At 70.4% G+C, this 14,500-nt stretch carries 14 protein-coding genes and 2 pseudogenes; 2 read left to right on the top strand and 14 right to left on the bottom strand.

The annotated features are described in order from the left end of the window. The 14 genes from GTY56_RS40415 to GTY56_RS08435 all read right to left on the bottom strand — a co-directional run. On the bottom strand, window positions 1-156 hold a 156-nt coding region (locus GTY56_RS40415), incomplete at its 3' end, for a Pro-rich N-terminal domain-containing protein (protein WP_237524459.1). A 164-nt stretch (window positions 157-320) separates the two neighbouring features. After that, on the bottom strand, window positions 321-1,412 hold the full coding sequence (gene aroB, locus GTY56_RS08495; RefSeq protein ID WP_161364063.1) for a 3-dehydroquinate synthase: 1,092 nt from the start codon (window positions 1,410-1,412) through the stop codon (window positions 321-323). Further along, window positions 1,409-1,924 (bottom strand): shikimate kinase, encoded by a 516-nt coding sequence (locus GTY56_RS08490; RefSeq protein ID WP_161364061.1) that lies wholly within the window; start codon window positions 1,922-1,924, stop codon window positions 1,409-1,411. The genes aroB and GTY56_RS08490 overlap by 4 nt, the downstream gene beginning before the upstream one ends. Further along, the gene (gene aroC / locus GTY56_RS08485; protein WP_202509894.1) at window positions 1,921-3,105 is read right to left on the bottom strand and encodes a chorismate synthase; all 1,185 of its coding nucleotides are present in this window, start codon (window positions 3,103-3,105) and stop codon (window positions 1,921-1,923) included. Before aroC ends, GTY56_RS08490 begins: the two co-directional genes overlap by 4 nt. 140 nt (window positions 3,106-3,245) lie before the next feature. Further along, entirely contained in the window at window positions 3,246-3,611 is a 366-nt protein-coding gene (locus GTY56_RS08480) for a hypothetical protein (RefSeq protein WP_161364060.1), read from the bottom strand. A 51-nt stretch (window positions 3,612-3,662) separates the two neighbouring features. Further along, window positions 3,663-4,490, bottom strand: a complete 828-nt coding sequence (locus GTY56_RS08475; protein ID WP_161364057.1) for a shikimate dehydrogenase — start codon at window positions 4,488-4,490, stop codon at window positions 3,663-3,665. An 11-nt stretch (window positions 4,491-4,501) separates the two neighbouring features. After that, entirely contained in the window at window positions 4,502-6,229 is a 1,728-nt protein-coding gene (gene mltG / locus GTY56_RS08470) for an endolytic transglycosylase MltG (RefSeq protein ID WP_161364055.1), read from the bottom strand. A gap of 121 nt (window positions 6,230-6,350) precedes the next feature. Further along, window positions 6,351-6,815: a Holliday junction resolvase RuvX gene (gene ruvX, locus GTY56_RS08465; RefSeq protein WP_107458321.1), complete on the bottom strand. Its 465-nt coding sequence runs from the start codon at window positions 6,813-6,815 to the stop codon at window positions 6,351-6,353. Between the two features lie 17 nt (window positions 6,816-6,832). Further along, the gene (alaS, locus tag GTY56_RS08460; protein ID WP_161364054.1) at window positions 6,833-9,502 is read right to left on the bottom strand and encodes an alanine--tRNA ligase; all 2,670 of its coding nucleotides are present in this window, start codon (window positions 9,500-9,502) and stop codon (window positions 6,833-6,835) included. Beyond that, complete coding sequence (locus tag GTY56_RS08455; protein ID WP_033309654.1) at window positions 9,502-9,855, bottom strand: hypothetical protein; 354 nt, start codon at window positions 9,853-9,855, stop codon at window positions 9,502-9,504. The genes alaS and GTY56_RS08455 overlap by 1 nt, the downstream gene beginning before the upstream one ends. Window positions 9,856-9,864: 9 nt before the next feature. Further along, window positions 9,865-10,305 (bottom strand): DUF948 domain-containing protein, encoded by a 441-nt coding sequence (locus GTY56_RS08450; RefSeq protein WP_161364051.1) that lies wholly within the window; start codon window positions 10,303-10,305, stop codon window positions 9,865-9,867. Window positions 10,306-10,482: 177 nt separating this feature from the next. After that, a complete protein-coding gene (gene rpsD / locus GTY56_RS08445; protein WP_010046470.1) occupies window positions 10,483-11,097 on the bottom strand; it encodes a 30S ribosomal protein S4 in 615 nt (204 codons plus the stop codon). Between the two features lie 314 nt (window positions 11,098-11,411). Next, a complete protein-coding gene (locus GTY56_RS08440; protein ID WP_161364049.1) occupies window positions 11,412-12,764 on the bottom strand; it encodes an AAA family ATPase in 1,353 nt (450 codons plus the stop codon). 56 nt (window positions 12,765-12,820) lie between these two features. Continuing rightward, the gene (locus GTY56_RS08435; RefSeq protein WP_161364069.1) at window positions 12,821-13,477 is read right to left on the bottom strand and encodes a vitamin K epoxide reductase family protein; all 657 of its coding nucleotides are present in this window, start codon (window positions 13,475-13,477) and stop codon (window positions 12,821-12,823) included. A gap of 141 nt (window positions 13,478-13,618) precedes the next feature. Here GTY56_RS08435 and GTY56_RS08430 point away from each other — a divergent pair. Beyond that, window positions 13,619-14,242 (top strand): annotated as a pseudogene (locus tag GTY56_RS08430) (ATP-binding cassette domain-containing protein); the annotation flags it as partial. Continuing rightward, window positions 14,238-14,459, top strand: a pseudogene (locus GTY56_RS08425) (ABC transporter permease); the annotation flags it as partial. The pseudogenes GTY56_RS08430 and GTY56_RS08425, both read left to right, overlap by 5 nt. Between the last annotated feature and the right edge of the window lie 41 nt (window positions 14,460-14,500).

The following is a 14,500-nucleotide window of genomic DNA, read 5'->3' as shown; positions in this document are numbered from 1 at the left end:
CGGGTATCCCGGTGCCGGGGGCGGCGGGGGCACGGGGCCCTGGTGCGCGCCCGCGCTCGGCGGGACCGGGTGTTGTGCGGCCGGCGACCAGCCGGTGGCCGGTCCGTGCCCCGGCTGATGGGGCGGCGGCAGCGGAGAACCCACTGCGTGCTGCATCCGGTGCCACTCCGTCTCGTACAGGCGATGGGCGCTGACAGCGGGGCGGAGCCCGCTTGCTACCGAACGGTACCGCCCCCGGTCGTCGATGTGTGAACGGCCGGGGGCGGCCCGAAGTGCCCGGCTCCGTAAGGTGATTTCGGGCGGAAGGAGCGACGGCGGACTTACTGCCCCACTTCGCCGTACGCGGCGAGCAGCACGGCCGGGTCGGGCCCCTCCAGGACGGTGGGCTTGGCCAGGCCGTCGAGGACGATGAACCGCAGCAGGTTGCCGCGGGACTTCTTGTCGACCTTCATCGTCTCCAGCAGCTTGGGCCACTGGTCGTACCGGTAGTGCAGGGGCAGCCCTACCGCTTCGAGGATCGTGCGGTGGCGGTCGGCCGTCGCGTCGTCCAGCCGGCCCGCGAGGCGCCCCAGTTCGGCGGCGAAGTGCATGCCGACCGAGACCGCCGCGCCGTGGCGCCACTTGTAGCGCTCGTTCTTCTCGATGGCGTGGCCGAGCGTGTGACCGTAGTTGAGGATCTCCCTCAGGCCCGACTCCTTCAGGTCCGACGACACCACGTCGGCCTTGACCCGGATGGAGCGCTCGATGAGCTCGGCGGTGTGCGGGCCGGCCGGGGTGCGGGCCGCCTCGGGGTCGGACTCGATGAGGTCCAGGATGACCGGGTCGGCGATGAAGCCGGCCTTGATGACCTCGGCGAGCCCTGAGACGTAGTCGTTGACCGGCAGGGAGTCCAGCGCCGCCAGGTCGCAGAGCACACCGGCGGGCGGGTGGAAGGCGCCGACGAGGTTCTTGCCCTCGGCGGTGTTGATGCCGGTCTTGCCGCCGACGGCCGCGTCCACCATGGCGAGCACGGTGGTCGGGATGGCGATCCAGCGCACTCCGCGCAGCCAGGTGGCGGCCACGAATCCGGCGAGGTCCGTGGTGGCGCCGCCGCCGACGCCGACGATGACGTCCGTGCGCGTGAAGCCGGACTGGCCCAGCGCCTTCCAGCAGTAGGCGGCGACCTCGGCGGTCTTGGCCTCCTCCGCGTTGGGCACCTGGACGGCGACGACCTCGTAGCCCTGCTCGGTCAGGTCGGCGCGCAGCGCGTCGCCGGTCTCGGCCAGCGCCTCGGGGTGGACGATCGCGACCCGCTGGGCCTTCTCGCCGATCAGCCCGCCGAGTTCACCCAGCAGCTGCCGGCCCACGAGGACCTCGTACGGGTCGGTCCCCGCGGTGCCGCCGACCTGGATCCGCGTGACTGTCTCGCTCATGCTTCCTTCAACTCCAGTGCGTCCAGGGCGGCTTCGGTGACCTCTTCGGGCGTACGGCCATCGGTGGCGACGACGGCCGTGGCGACCTCCTCGTACAGGTGGCGGCGGGCCTCCATCAGCTCGCGCCACTGCTTGCGCGGGTTGACCGCGAGCAGAGGCCGGGCCGCGTTGAGGCCGGTGCGCTTGACCGCCTCCTCGACGTCCATCGACAGGTACGCCACCCGCTGCCCGGCGAGCAGGGCGCGCGTGCCGGCGTCGAGGATCGCGCCCCCGCCCAGGGCCAGGATGCCGTCGTGCTCGGCGAGCGCCCGCTGCACGGCCGTCTTCTCGATCGCCCGGAAGGCGGACTCGCCCTCGTCGACGAAGATCTCGGCGATGGTCCTGCCCTGCTCGGCGACGATGTCGTCGTCGGTGTCCCGGTAGGAGACGCCGAGCCGCTCGGCCAGCAGCTGCCCCACGGTGGACTTGCCGACGCCCATCGGGCCGACCAGGACGACCAGCGGGCCGCTCATCGGATGGCGAGGTTGTCGAGGTACGACGTCACGTTGCGGCGGGTCTCGGCCACCGAGTCGCCGCCGAACTTCTCCGCCACCGCGTCCGCGAGCACGAGCGCCACCATGGCCTCGGCGACGATGCCGGCGGCCGGGACCGCGGAGACGTCGGAGCGCTGGTGGTGCGCCTGCGCGGCCTCGCCGGTGGTGACGTCCACGGTCTGAAGGGCGCGCGGCACGGTGGCGATCGGCTTCATCGCGGCGCGTACGCGCAGCAGCTCACCGGTGGTGAGACCGCCCTCGGTGCCGCCGGAGCGGCCGGAGGTGCGCCGGATGCCGTCGTCGGTCTTCACGATCTCGTCGTGCGCCTTGGAGCCGGGCACCCGCGCGAGCTCGAAGCCGTCGCCGATCTCGACGCCCTTGATCGCCTGGATGCCCATGAGCGCGCCGGCGAGCCGGGCGTCGAGCTTGCGGTCCCAGTGCACGTGCGAACCGAGGCCGACGGGCACGCCGTAGGCCAGGATCTCGACCACGCCGCCGAGGGTGTCGCCGTCCTTGTGGGCCTGGTCGATCTCGGCGACCATCGCCTTCGACGCGTCGGCGTCCAGGCAGCGCACGGGGTCCGCGTCGAGCTTCTCGACGTCGGCCGGGGTCGGGTACACGCCCTTCGGCGCCTTCGCCGCCGCCAGCTCCACCACGTGCGAGACGATCTCGACGCCGGTGGTCTCCTTCAGGTACGACCGGGCCACCGCGCCCAGCGCCACCCGGGCGGCGGTCTCACGCGCGGAGGCGCGCTCCAGGATCGGCCGGGCCTCGTCGAAGCCGTACTTCTGCATGCCCGCGAGGTCGGCGTGGCCTGGGCGCGGCCGGGTCAGCGGGGCGTTGCGGGCGAGCCCGTCGAGGATCTCCGGGTCGACCGGGTCGGCGGCCATGACCTGTTCCCACTTGGGCCACTCGGTGTTGCCGACCATGATCGCCACCGGGGAGCCGAGGGTGAGGCCGTGCCGGACGCCGCCGAGGAAGGTGACCTCGTCGCGCTCGAACTTCATGCGGGCACCGCGTCCATAGCCCAGGCGCCGCCTCGCGAGATGGTCCGCCACCATGTCCGTGGTGATCGGCACGCCGGCGGGAAGGCCCTCCAGCGTCGCGACGAGTGCGGGACCGTGGGACTCCCCCGCGGTCAGCCAGCGCAACCTGCTCAACGGTGCTCCTCAGTGCTCGCGCTCTGGTACTGCCCTGCGTACGCGCCTCGTCGCGTACGGCGACGGCGTACCGGGTGCGCGGCCCGGTCCGCCGTCTCCGATCCTCCCACGCCGGGGCCGCCTCCCCGGCGGCCGGTCCATCAAGCGGACGCGTTCGCGGACGGGCCGTCGGCCTGACGCTGCTGCGGCGCGTACGCCCCGAGGAAGTCGGCACCGCTCGGCTGCTGCACGGAACGCTCCGGCTGCGGCACGGCCTGCGGGGGTGCGTACTCCCCGAGGTAGTCCGCTCCGCGTCCCTGCCCGTACTGGGCCGCCGCGTGGACGGGCTGTCCGGTGCGGACGGCACGCCGGTGGGCGATCTTGCGCTTGATCTTGACGCCCCAGGACGCCACGACGGCGAGCACGATCAGGGCGAGCACCGTGATCTGCACCCAGTCGGGCAGGAACCCGAGCAGGGACTCGAATATCTGGGACTTGACGGATGCCTGAGGCAGGCCTGCGGACATGACGGACGTTCCCCTCCCCTGTTCCGCCCCCTGCGGAACCGAGAGCGGATCTTATCGGTCGGCCAGCGCCCGCTCGCCCGCTTTTCGCATGGCGTCCAGGGGCGCCGGAGCCAGCCCCGTCATCTGCTCGACCTGGAGCACGGCCTGGTGCACCAGCAGGTCGAGACCGCTGACGACGGCACCGCCGTACGCCGACCAGCGGGCTGCCAGGTCGGTCGGCCAGGGGTCGTAGAGAACGTCGAAGAGGGCTGCCGGGCGCTCCGGCACGGACCGGGCGAGGGCGTCGGTGACACCGGCCGGCGTGGTGCTGATCACCAGAGGGGCGCGCAGGGCCTGCTCGGCGTCCGCCCAGTCGGCGACACGGACGGAGACGTCGAGCCGCTCCGCCCACTGCCGCATCTCGGCCGCCCGGGCCTCGCTGCGCACGTACACGGCGATCTCCCCCGGGCAGATCCGGGACAGCGCGGCCAGCGCGGAGGAGGCGGTGGCGCCGGCGCCGAGGACGGCGGCGGAGCCGACCTCCTCGATGCCGTGCTCGCGCAGGGCGGCGACCATGCCGGGGATGTCGGTGTTGTCCCCGACCCGGCGCCCGTCCTCCCTGAAGACGACGGTGTTGACGGCGTCGACCGAGGCGGCGGTCTCGCTGATCCCGTCGAGCAGCGGGATCACGGCCCGCTTCAGCGGCATGGTCAGCGAGAGCCCGGCCCACTCGGCCCCGAGCGTCTCGAAGAACGCGGGCAGCCCGCCCTCGTCGACCTCGAACCTGTCGTACGTCCAGCCGGCCAGGCCCAACTCCTGGTAGGCAGTGCGGTGCAGGACCGGGGAGAGGGAGTGGGCGATCGGGGAGCCGAGTACGGCGGCCCGGCGTGCTGCGGCCATCAGGGTTTTCCTCAGTTGTTCCGCGAGGCGTTGAACTGGTCGACCAGCTTCTGGTGTTCGGCGTTCGTCTTCGTGAACTTGCTGGTCTTGCCGTCGAGCGAGATGAAGTAGTACCAGCCGTCGTCCGTCGGCTTGAGGGCGCCCTTGATGGCGTCCTCGCCCGGGTTGTCGATCGGACCGGGCGGCAGACCCTTGTGGAAATACGTGTTGTACGGGTTGTCGTACGTCCGCAGCTCTTCCAGAGTCAGGTCGATCTTGCTCTGGTTCTTGATGTAGTTGTAGGTGGAGTCGAACTCCAGCATGCCGTTGGTCTGCGGGTTCGCCGGCTTCATGCGGTTGTAGACGACCTCGGCCATCTTGCGGAAGTCGGCGTGGCTGGTGCCCTCAGCCTGGACAAGGCTGGCGATCGTGATGAGCTGCCACGGGTCTTCGAGTCCGAGGCTCTCGGCCTTCTTCTCGACCCCGAGCTTCTCGTACGTCACGGTGGCCCGCCGGACCATCTGCTTCAGGACGGCCTCGGGCTTCTGCCCCTCGCTCACGCCGTAGCTGGAGGGGTAGAGGAAGCCCTCCAACGGGTCCTTCACCTCGGCGTGGTTCTGCGCCCATGCGGGCAGGCCCAGCTTCTTGTAGTCCTTTTTGGCGACCGCGGCGGTGGTGCCGTCCTTGACCTTGAGGCGCTTGTCGATGAGCCGGTAGATGTCGGCGTTGCGCTTGCCCTCCGCGATGATCAGATTGTCGCGGCTCTTGGGACTGAGCATCAGTTCGACCGCACTGTCGGCCGACATTTGCTTCTGCAGCGTGTACACACCGGCTTGGATCGCCCGGCCGTCGGGGTTGTCCGCCTGGGCCGAGACAAAGGCGTCGACGCTCTTGACCACACCGGCGGACTTCAGCGCCCGCCCGATCGCGTAGCCGTCCGCGCCCTCGGGGATCTCGACGGACACCTGCTGCCCGTTCCCCCCGCCCGCGAAGTCCGGAGCGTCGCCGAAACGATCCTGGTAGAACTGGTAGCCGAAGTAGCTGACACCGGCCAGGCCGCCGCCGAGGATCACGACGACCAGCAGGCAGGCCATGCCGTTGCGGCGCTTCTTCGGTTTGCCGCCGCCGCGCCCGCGCTTGTCGTCGCGCCCGCGGCGCTCCCCCGGCTCGTCGCCGTCGTCATCGTCGTCGCCGCCCGCGAAGAAGGCGTGTTCGCCCTGGTCGGGGCCGGGATCCCAGTCGGTCGCCGGTTCCTGGGCGGGCTCCTGAGCGGGCTCGACCCCGCGCCGGCCGGGCGGCTCCGGGGGTGGGTACGCGTCGGGCGTGCCGTAGTAGTCCTGCTGGCCCCCGCCGTACGAACCGGCCTGCTGCCCGTACGGATCTCCCGGGTCGCCGGGGTACGAGGCCTGCTGGTGGGGGTCGTTGGCCCAGCCGCCGGTGTCGTACTGCTGCTGGTGGTAGCCCTGGGCCTGCTGGTGTCCGGGGTCCTGCTGGCCGGGGTACTGCTGGTGCCCGTGGGCCTGTGCCGCGTACTGCTGGTCGTACGGGTACTGCTGCTGCGCCTGGCCGTATCCGGCCTGGTCGCCGGTGCCCCAGTCGCCGTACTGCTGCTGCGGCTGCTCTGGATAGTGCTGCGGCTGGCCGCCGTAGGGGGGCTGCTGACCCTGATGGGCCTGCTGCCCGCCCCATCCGCCGTCCCCGTACAACGGGTCCTCCGGATGCCACGGTTCGGAGCCTTGGCCCCGGCCATACTCAGTCATCGATCCCCTAGAGCCGCGAGGCGGCGGTCGCGCGGCTTCCGGCTCGGCTCCCGTCCCGCCTCTTGCTGTGCGGCGGCTGTTCGAATGCCGCCGCATCGCGCGGAACGTTACCGTATCGCGATCAGATGACCACTTCGACGCCTTCGCCGGGTGCTTTACCTGACACCCGTTCGGATTCGAGGGCTTGTTGCAGGATGACGACTGCCGCTGCCTGGTCGATGACGGACCGGCCCTTCTTGGACTTCACGCCTGAGGCGCGCAGTCCCTGACTTGCCGTCACCGTTGTCATGCGTTCGTCGACGAGTCTCACCGGAATCGGGGAGATCATGCGGGCCAGTTCCTGGGCGAAGCCCCGGACCTTGACCGCGGCCGGGCCCTCGCCCCCCTTGAGGGAGCGCGGAAGACCGACCACGACCTCCAGGGGCTCGTACTCTTCGACGAGTTGCTTCAACCGTCGCTGAGCTGCGGGGATGTCACGCCCCGGGACCGTCTCCACCGGGGTGGCGAGGATCCCGTCGGGGTCGCACGAGGCGACCCCGATGCGGGCGTCCCCGACGTCGATCGCGAGTCGACGTCCTCTGCGCATGCTGTCCGACCCGTCTCTTACTTGGCGGTCTCGGTGACCAGGCGCTCCACGGCGTCCACGGCGTCACCGATGGCGGCCGGGTTCTGGCCGCCGCCCTGGGCGACGTCCGGCTTGCCGCCACCGCCGCCGCCGAGGGTCTTGGCGGCGGTGCGGACCAGGTCGCCGGCCTTGAGGCCACGCTCGCGGGCGGCCTCGTTGGTGGCGATGACCGTCAGCGGCTTGCCGTTCGCCACCGTGAACAGGGCGACCACGGCAGCCCGTCCGCCCTGGATGCGTCCGCGCACGTCAAGGACCAGCTTGCGCAGGTCGTCGGCGGTCGTGCCGTCCGGGACCTGACCGGTCACGACGGCAACGCCACGGATGTCCTTGGCGGACTCGGCGAGACCGGCGGCGGCCTGGAGGACCTTCTCGGCGCGGAACTTCTCGATCTCCTTCTCGGCGTCCTTCAGCTTGCCGAGCATGGCGGAGACCTTCTCCGGGAGCTCCTCCGGGCGGCCCTTGATCAGCTCCTGGAGCTGGGCGACGACCGTGTGCTCGCGGGCGAGGAAGTTGTAGGCGTCCACGCCGACCAGGGCCTCGATGCGGCGCACACCGGAGCCGATGGAGGACTCGCCGAGCAGCTTCACCAGGCCGAGCTGGGCGGTGTTGTGCACGTGGGTGCCGCCGCACAGCTCCTTGGAGAAGTCGCCGATGGTCACGACGCGCACGCGCTCGCCGTACTTCTCGCCGAACTCGGCGATGGCGCCCTGCTTCTTGGCCTCGTCGATGCCCATGACGTCGGCACGGACGTCCAGGTCGCGGGCGAGCACCTCGTTGATCTTCTGCTCGACGTCGGTCATCACGGCCGTCGGGACGGCGGACGGGGAGCCGAAGTCGAAGCGGAAGCGGCCGGGCTGGTTCTCGGAACCGGCCTGGGCGGCCGTCGGGCCGAGGGCGTCGCGCAGGGCCTGGTGGGTCAGGTGGGTGGCCGAGTGGGCGCGGGCGATGGCCTTGCGGCGGCGGTCGTCGATGGAGGCGTGGGCCTTGGCGCCGACGGTCACCTCGCCGACCTGCACGACGCCCTTGTGGACGTAGACGCCCGGGACCGGCTTCTGGCAGTCGCGGATCTCGATGACGGCACCGGAGTCGACCTTGATCCTGCCGGTGTCGCCGATCTGGCCGCCGCCCTCGGCGTAGAACGGGGTGCGGTCGAGGACGATCTCGACCTCGTCGCCCTCGGTGGCAGCAGGCGAGGAGGCGCCGTCGACGAGGATGCCGACGATCGTGGACTCGCTCTCGGTGTCGGTGTAGCCGATGAAGTCGGTGGCACCGGCCTGGTCGGCGATCTCACGGTAGGCACCGGCGCCGGCGTGCCCGGTCTTCTTGGCCTGGGCGTCGGCCTTGGCGCGCTCCCGCTGCTCCTTCATCAGGCGGCGGAAGCCGTCCTCGTCCACGGAGAGGCCCTGCTCGGCGGCCATCTCCAGGGTGAGGTCAATCGGGAAGCCCCAGGTGTCGTGGAGCAGGAAGGCCTTGTCGCCGGGCAGGACGGTGCCGCCGGCGGCCTTGGTGTCGGTGACGGCCGTGTCGAGGATGTTGGTGCCGGCCTTCAGCGTCTTGAGGAAGGCGTTCTCCTCGGCGAGGGCGACCTTCTCGATGCGCTCGCGGTCGGTGATGAGCTCGGGATACTGCTGCCCCATCATGCCGATCACGACGTCGACGAGGTCCTTGACGACCGGACCGGTGGCCCCGAGCAGGCGCATGTTGCGGATGGCGCGGCGCATGATGCGGCGCAGCACATAGCCGCGGCCCTCGTTGCCGGGCGTGACGCCGTCGCCGATGAGCATCACGGAGGTGCGCATGTGGTCGGTGACCACGCGCAGGGAGACGTCCGAGCCGTGGGCGTCGCCGTAGCGGACGCCGGTCAGCTCGGTGGCCTTGTTGATGACGGCCATGGAGGTGTCGATCTCGTACATGTTCTGCACGCCCTGCAGAATCATGGCGAGGCGCTCAAGGCCGAGGCCGGTGTCGATGTTCTGGCTCGGCAGGTCCCCGAGGATCGGGTAGTCCTTGCCCGGCCCCTCGCCCCGCTCGTACTGCATGAAGACCAGGTTCCAGATCTCCACGTAGCGCTCGTCGTTGACGGCGGGGCCGCCCTCGGCGCCGAACTCGGGGCCGCGGTCGTAGTTGATCTCGGAGCAGGGACCGCAGGGGCCGGGGACGCCCATGTCCCAGTAGTTGTCCTTCTTGCCCAGGCGCTGGATGCGCTCCTTCGGCACGCCCACGACCTCGTGCCAGATGCGCTCGGCCTCGTCGTCGTCCTCGTAGACCGTGATCCACAGGCGCTCGGGGTCGAGGCCGTAACCGCCCTTGTCCTGGGCGCTGGTGAGCAGCTCCCAGGCGAGCTTGATGGCGCCTTCCTTGAAGTAGTCACCGAAGGAGAAGTTGCCGCACATCTGGAAGAACGTGCCGTGCCGGGTGGTCTTGCCGACCTCTTCGATGTCCGGCGTGCGCACGCACTTCTGCACGCTCGTGGCGCGGTCGAAGGGCGGCTTGACCTCACCCAGGAAGTAGGGCTTGAAGGGCACCATGCCGGCCGGGACGAGGAGCAGAGTCGGGTCGTCCGCGATGAGCGACGCCGAAGGGACGACGGTGTGACCGCGCTCCTCGAAGAAGCTCAACCAGCGGCGGCGAATCTCAGCCGACTCCATCAGTGGTCCTCATTCCGGTTGTACGGGTACGTCTGGTACGCCGAACCCTCGACGTACTTCGGGTTGTTGCGGTTCTCGATGGCGGCGAACCGCCGGGGGCCGGGGAGTTCGGGATTCTCGTTGATCCCGAGGGCGTCGCCCAGCTCGGCCTCCCGCACGGCCATGTTGTCCCGGACGTCGAGCGCGAAGCCGACTGCACGGTCCTTGATGCGGTGACCGGCCTCGATCGCCTTGTTGCCGGCGGTTCTGGCGAGGCTCTCGGGGGTCAGCTGCTTCAGCTTGCGATTGACCTTGGTGGTGGCCCACACACCGGCGGCGACGCCCGTGGTGAACCAGAAGGTGCGGCGGAACATCGCTGGCTCTCAGTCCCTCTTGTCTCGGGCGCTGCGCCGGGTGACCGTGCGGCCCACGATCACGGTACGCCTGGACGCCTTGGCGGGCACGTCCTCCTTGCGGCCGCCCAGGGCCCGGCGCACGCCGTAGCCGAAGGCCGCGACCTTGACCAGGGGGCCGCCGAACGTGGAGGCGACGGTCGTCGACAGCGCCGAGGCGTTCGACGTGACCTCCTGGACGTCGGAGGCGATCGAGTCGACCCGGTCGATCTGCGTCTGCGCGGAGCGCACCGCCGCGGAGGCGTCGGCCAGCAGCGGGACGGCCTGGTCGGTCACGTCCGCCACGAGCTTGGTGGTCGCCTTGAGCGTCTGGGCCACCCTCGCCAGCGCGACGGCGAGGAAGGAGACCAGAATCGCCCAGAAGACGGCCACCAGGATCCCGGCAACCTCTCCACCGGACACTGTGTGCACCCGCTCCCTGAAACGTGCCTGAACATCAAAAAGTCGTGCGACGAGCCTATCGCGCCGGAGGTTGCGCTCCGTACCGGTTTCCCGCGCGGGAGCAGGGGAATCGCGAAAGCCCGCCGCCTCGCCCACCCGGACAGGTGGAGAGACGGCGGGCCTGAGATACCGCGTGCCTGCCGAGGATCAGCGGGCGTAGTACTCGACGACGAGCTGCTCGTCGCAGATCACCGGGATCTCCTTGCGGTTCGGCTCGCGGTCCAGGCGGAACGCCAGGGCCTTGAGGTTCACCTGGAGGTAGCGCGGGGTCTCACCGTCGGGGGCGAAGCCACCCTCACGGGCGATCGTGAAGAGGGTCTTCTCCTTGGAACGCTCGCGAACCTGCACGACGTCGTCCGGACGGACACGGAAGGAGGGCTTGTCGACCTTCTTGCCGTTGACCGCGATGTGGCCGTGGACGACCATCTGGCGGGCCTGGTAGATCGTGCGGGCGATGCCCGAACGCAGCACCAGGGCGTCGAGACGGCGCTCCAGCTCGATGATCAGGGCCTCACCGGTCTTGCCCTGGACCTTGGAGGCACGCTCGTAGGCGCGGACGAGCTGGCGCTCGGACACGTCGTACTGCGCGCGCAGACGCTGCTTCTCGAGCAGACGGACCTTGTAGTCCGAGTTCTGCTTGCGGCCACGGCCGTGCTCACCCGGCGGGTAGGGGCGGGCCTCGAAGTACTTGACGGCCTTCGGGGTCAGCGCGATGCCGAGCGCACGCGACTTCTTGACCTTGGGGCGGGACTGGTTCGCCACTGTTTCTCTTTCCTTGTTTTCCGGCTTGTCAGGGTTGAGGGAGGTCGCATCCGCAGCCGGGAAAACCCTCCTGGATCCTGGTGGACCCCGGTGGGCAGCCGCTCCCCTGGTCTGGGCACATACGTGCAGCACGCGAGTGGCCCACCGACCGGTTCCGTCGTGCGAAAGCGGTGGTGGGCTGCCCGCGACACCGTTCGACGGTGCGCGACGCTCCTGGAGCCGGTCCCGGAGGGCTGTGCCCCCGGACTGGCTCCGGCCGACTGTCCCGTTCTGACTGCACGGGACGCGGCACTCCGGACGAGTTTACAGGGTGCTCAGGACCGCTTTCGACCGAGGTTCTTCCGGGTCCACTCCACCGCGTCCGCGTAGCGGGCCTCCGAACCGTGCCGGGTCGGCTCGTAGTACTCGCGGTCCTTCAGTTCGTCGGGGGCGTACTGCTGGGCCGCGATGCCCTCGGGCAGGTCGTGCGGGTAGACGTAGCCCTGGCCGTGGCCGAGCTTCGTCGCGCCCTTGTAGTGGCTGTCGCGCAGGTGGGCGGGCACGGGGCCGGCGTGGCCCTTGCGGACGTCCTCCAGGGCTGCGCCGATCGCCGTGGTCGCGGCGTTGGACTTGGGGGCCAGGGCGAGGGCGATCGTGGCGTGGCTGAGGGTGAGGGCGGCCTCGGGGAAGCCGATCATGGCGACGGCCTGGGCGGCGGCGACGGCCGTCTGCAGGGCGGTCGGGTCGGCCAGGCCGATGTCCTCGCTGGCGGAGATCATCAGGCGGCGGGCGATGAAGCGGGGGTCCTCGCCGGCCTCGATCATGCGGGCCAGGTAGTGCAGGGCGGCGTCGACGTCGGAGCCGCGGATGGACTTGATCAGGGCGCTCGCCACGTCGTAGTGCTGGTCGCCGTCCCGGTCGTACTTCACGGCGGCCCGGTCGACCGTCTCCTCCAGGGTGGTCAGGCCGATCTCCGCCTCGCCCTTGTCGAGGGCGGCTCCGGCGGCCGCCTCCAGAGCGGTCAGGGCACGCCGGGCGTCACCGCCGGCGATGCGCAGGAGATGGCGCTCGGTCTCCTCGGGGAGGGTGACCGCCTCCTTGAGGCCGCGCTCGTCGGTGAGGGCGCGGCGGACGAGGCTCCTGATGTCGTCGTCCGTGAGCGGTTCGAGGGTGAGCAGCAGGGAGCGGGACAGCAGCGGGGAGATGACCGAGAAGTACGGGTTCTCCGTCGTCGCCGCGATGAGCGTCACCCAGCGGTTCTCGACGGCGGGGAGCAGGGAGTCCTGCTGGGCCTTGCTGAAGCGGTGGATCTCGTCGAGGAAGAGGACGGTCTCCTTGCCGTACCCGCCGGAGGCGCGGCGGGCGCCGTCGATGACCGCGCGGACCTCCTTGACGCCGGCGGTGATCGCGGACAGCTCCACGAAGCGGGCGTCGGTGGCTTTGGAAACGACGTAGGCCAGGGTTGTCTTGCCGGTGCCGGGCGGGCCCCAGAGGAGCACCGAGGAGGGGCCGGCCGGGCCGGAGGCCTCTCCGACCAGTCTGCGCAGGGGGGAGCCCGGCTTCAGCAGGTGCTGCTGGCCCACGACCTCGTCGAGGGTGCGCGGGCGCATGCGCACCGCCAGGGGGCTGCTGGACGGCTCCTTCTCCTGGCGTTCTTCGGCTGCGGCGGTGAACAGGTCGGGCTCCACGTCAGAAACCCTAGTTCACGGCACTGACAATCCGGCCGGGCCCCGCGACCGGGGGCTCAGCTGAGCCAGAAGTCCCACCAGCGGGTCAGGATCAGCATGCCGATGATGCCGATGTGCAGCACGGGCATGACCCACGTGAACTCGCCGAAGAAACTCTTGAGCCAGCTCGGGGCGGGCAGGAAGCCCTTGCGGATGTTGAACGACGTCACGTACCAGAACATCAGGATCGTGGCGACCCAAGCCAGGCTGCACCACAGGCAGAGCGCGTTGATCCGGTACAGGGACTGGAACATCAGCCAGGCGCAGAAGCTCACGCCGAACAGGCAGCCGGCGTTGAAGGTGAGCCAGTACCAGCGCGGGAAGCGGGCGCCGGCGAGCAGGCTCACGCCGACGCCGATGACGATGGCGTAGGTGACGAGGCCGAGCATCGGGTTCGGGAAGCCGAAGACCGCGGCCTGCTTGCTCTCCATGACGCTGCCGCAGGAGACGACGGGGTTGAGGCTGCACCCGGGCGTGAACGTCGTGCCCGCGACCTTGGCCTCGAGGATCTTGAACTTGTCGATCGTGATGACCCACGCGGCGAGTAGTCCGGCCGCGCCGGTGATCACCAGCAGCAGGGCCAGGGCCCGGCTGCCGCCCTCCGTGCGGGGCGCGGGCTCGGCGCGCTCCGGCTCGGACTCCGTGGAGACGTCCCTGACTGTCGTCTTGCTCATCACGCCGATTCCGTCACTTGAGGCCTGAACATCTTCGGGCAGGGCCATTGTGCCGCACAGGGCCCGTGTCCACCGTTCAGTGGACATAAGGATGGCCGCCCGGTCGTCCCTGAGGGTTGCGTTCCGGCCGACGCTCGTCGCATGACAGCACAGGGGTACGAAGTCGCCGTGCACGTACGGGGGCTGCGCGAGCGCTACGGGGGCGTGACCGCCGTGGACGGCATCGATCTCGGCATCCGCCGTGGCGAGGTGTTCGGCCTGCTCGGACCCGACGGGGCGGGCAAGAGCACCACGGTGGAGATCCTCCAGGGCAACCGGGACCGGGACGCGGGCGAGGTGTCCGTCCTCGGGCCGGACCCGGCGACCGGCACGCGTGCGTGGCGATCGCGCGTCGGGATCGTCTGGCAGGACGAATCGGCGCCCGCCGAGTTGACGGTCCGCGAGACCGTGCGGCACTTCGCCCGCTACTACCCCCGGCCGCGCGACCCGGAGGAGGTCATCGCCCTGACCGGTCTGGCGGCGAAGGCGGACAGCCGGATCAAGGCGCTGTCGGGTGGCCGGCGCAGGCGTCCGGACGTGGCGCTCGGCGTCGTCGGAGGCCCCGACCTGCTGCTTCTGGACGAGCCGACGACCGGGTTCGACCCGGCTGCCCGGCGCCGGTTCTGGTCGCTGATCCGCGCCCTGGCCGACGACGGCACGACCATCGTGCTGACCACGCACTACCTGGAGGAGGCGGAGGCCCTGGTGCACCGGCTGGCCGTCGTTCGCCTTCCCCGTCGTCCTGTTGTTCCTGTTCGCGTCGATCTTCCGGGACGACGTGGAGGGCGCGGGCACCACCGCCTCGCGGCTGTACGTGCCGGCGATGATGGCCGCCGGGATCATGTCGACGAGCTTCCAGGCGCTCGGCATCTCGATCGCGATCGAGCGGCAGGACAAGGTGCTGCGCCGGCTGCGGGGCACGCCGATGCCGCCGGCGGCGTACACGCGATGCGGTTCGGGCTCCTGGCGGAGTGCGGAAGGCGC

The sequence above is a fragment of the Streptomyces sp. SID5643 genome, assembly GCF_009872555.1.
GTDB lineage: Bacteria > Actinomycetota > Actinomycetes > Streptomycetales > Streptomycetaceae > Streptomyces > Streptomyces iakyrus.
The sequence above is the reverse complement of the archived record's forward strand: the minus strand, read 5'-3'. Positions and strand labels throughout refer to the sequence as shown.

Bases quoted from the DNA above. Each gene is read 5' to 3' on its own strand.
- aroB (WP_161364063.1), bottom strand. From the start codon at position 1,412: ATGAGCGAGACAGTCACGCGGATCCAGGTCGGCGGCACCGCGGGGACC.
- GTY56_RS08490 (WP_161364061.1), bottom strand. From the start codon at position 1,924: ATGAGCGGCCCGCTGGTCGTCCTGGTCGGCCCGATGGGCGTCGGCAAG.
- GTY56_RS08480 (WP_161364060.1), bottom strand. From the start codon at position 3,611: ATGTCCGCAGGCCTGCCTCAGGCATCCGTCAAGTCCCAGATATTCGAG.
- GTY56_RS08475 (WP_161364057.1), bottom strand. From the start codon at position 4,490: ATGGCCGCAGCACGCCGGGCCGCCGTACTCGGCTCCCCGATCGCCCAC.
- mltG (WP_161364055.1), bottom strand. From the start codon at position 6,229: ATGACTGAGTATGGCCGGGGCCAAGGCTCCGAACCGTGGCATCCGGAG.
- ruvX (WP_107458321.1), bottom strand. From the start codon at position 6,815: ATGCGCAGAGGACGTCGACTCGCGATCGACGTCGGGGACGCCCGCATC.
- alaS (WP_161364054.1), bottom strand. From the start codon at position 9,502: ATGGAGTCGGCTGAGATTCGCCGCCGCTGGTTGAGCTTCTTCGAGGAG.
- GTY56_RS08455 (WP_033309654.1), bottom strand. From the start codon at position 9,855: ATGTTCCGCCGCACCTTCTGGTTCACCACGGGCGTCGCCGCCGGTGTG.
- GTY56_RS08435 (WP_161364069.1), bottom strand. From the start codon at position 13,477: ATGAGCAAGACGACAGTCAGGGACGTCTCCACGGAGTCCGAGCCGGAG.